Annotated in this window: 1 protein-coding gene; it reads left to right on the forward strand. The window is 68.4% G+C overall.

Annotated elements, in window-relative coordinates; translation table 11 throughout:
• Positions 1-2,027 (forward strand): alpha-amylase family glycosyl hydrolase (locus tag GRC12_RS43980; RefSeq protein ID WP_208786023.1); only part of this gene is annotated, 2,027 nt, incomplete at both ends.

A 2,027-nucleotide genomic window follows, 5' to 3' on the forward strand; every position in this document is an offset into this window, starting at 1 on the left:
CCCCCACCGCCCTCCGACAAGAAGCTCGCCGCCGAGCCCGCCCGGCACGACGACACCCGCGAGCAGTTCTACTTCGTCATGCCGGACCGTTTCGCCAACGGCGACACCGGCAACGACAAGGGCGGTCTGACCGGCTCACGCCTGTCCACCGGCTACGACCCCAGCGACAAGGGGTTCTACCAGGGCGGCGACCTCAAGGGCCTGACCCGGCGCCTCGACTACATCAAGGGTCTCGGGACCACCGCCATCTGGATGGCCCCGATCTTCAAGAACAGGCCGGTGCAGGGCACCGGGAGCAACGCCTCGGCCGGCTACCACGGCTACTGGATCACCGACTTCACCCAGGTCGACCCGCACTTCGGCACCAACAAGGACCTTCAGACCCTGGTCTCGAAGGCGCACGCCAAGGGCATGAAGGTCTTCTTCGACGTCATCACCAACCACACCGCCGACGTCGTCGACTACAAGGAGAAGTCCTACGACTACCTCTCCAAGGGCGCCTTCCCCTATCTGACCAAGGACGGACGGCCCTTCGACGACGCCGACTACGCGGACGGGAAGAAGACGTTCCCGGCCGTCTCCAGTGCCTCGTTCCCGCGCACGCCCACGGTCACCAGCCGGTCGAAGGTCCCCTCCTGGCTCAACGACCCGACGATGTACCACAACCGCGGCGACTCGACCTTCGCCGGGGAGTCCGCGACCTACGGCGACTTCTCGGGCCTGGACGACCTGTGGACCGAGCGGCCCGAGGTCGTCAGCGGCATGGAGAAGATCTACGAGCGGTGGGTGCGGGACTTCGCCATCGACGGGTTCCGGATCGACACCGTCAAGCACGTGAACATGGAGTTCTGGACCCAGTGGGCGACCGCGCTGGACAAGTACGCGGCGGAGCACGGCCGTAGGAACTTCTTCATGTTCGGCGAGGTCTACTCCGCCGACACGTCGGTCACCTCCCCGTACGTCACCCGGGGTCGCCTCGACGCCACCCTGGACTTCCCCTTCCAGGACGCGGCCCGCGCCTACGCCTCCCAGGGCGGCAGCGCGCAGAAACTCGCGGGCGTCTTCGCGGACGACTACAAGTACACGACCGACAAGGCCAACGCCTACGAGCAGGTCACCTTCCTCGGCAACCACGACATGGGCCGGATCGGGTACTTCCTGAAGCAGGACAACCCGAAGGCGACGGACGCCGAGATCCTCAAGAAGGACGAACTCGCCAACGAGGTCATGTTCCTCAGCCGGGGCAACCCGGTCGTCTACTACGGCGACGAGCAGGGCTTCACCGGCTCCGGCGGCGACAAGGACGCCCGCCAGACCATGTTCGCCTCCAAGGTCGCCGACTACCTCGACGACGACGAGATCGGCACCGACCGCACCGCCGCGAGCGACGCCTACGACACGAGCGCACCCCTGTACCGGCAGATCAGCGCGCTCGGCAAGCTGCGCAAGGACAACCCGGCCCTCGCCGACGGAGTGCAGACCCAGCGGTACGCTGCCGACGGCCCCGGCGTCTACGCGTTCTCGCGCACCGACGCCCGGACCGGCCAGGAGTACGTGGTCGCCCTCAACAACGCAGGCGAGGCGAAGTCGGCGACCTTCGCGACCGGTTCCGCCGGCATGAAGTTCCGTGGAATCTACGGCACTTCGGACGACGTCACCTCCGGCGCCGACCGGCAGGTCACCGTCACCGTCCCGGCCGGGTCCGCGATCGTCCTCAAGGCGGCCGGCAAGCTCGCTGAGCCCGCCGTGAAGCCCACCCTCACCCTCAAGGCCCCCGGCGCCGGTGCCACCGGCACGGTGGAGCTGTCCGCCGACGTGACCGGCGGCGGGCTCAACCGGGTCGTCTTCGCCGCCCAGGTCGGCGACGGCGGCTGGCGGACGCTCGGCTCCGCCGACCACGCACCGTACAAGGTCACCCAGACCATCGCCAAGGACGTCCCGGCCGGAACGCCCCTGCGCTACAAGGCGGTCGTCATCGACTCGGCCGGGCACACCGCGTCCGCCACGGCCGCCTCCAGCACCGGCAC

Origin of the sequence: Streptomyces griseorubiginosus (genome assembly GCF_017614965.1) — a bacterium.
Classification (GTDB): Bacteria; Actinomycetota; Actinomycetes; order Streptomycetales; family Streptomycetaceae; genus Streptomyces; species Streptomyces griseorubiginosus_B.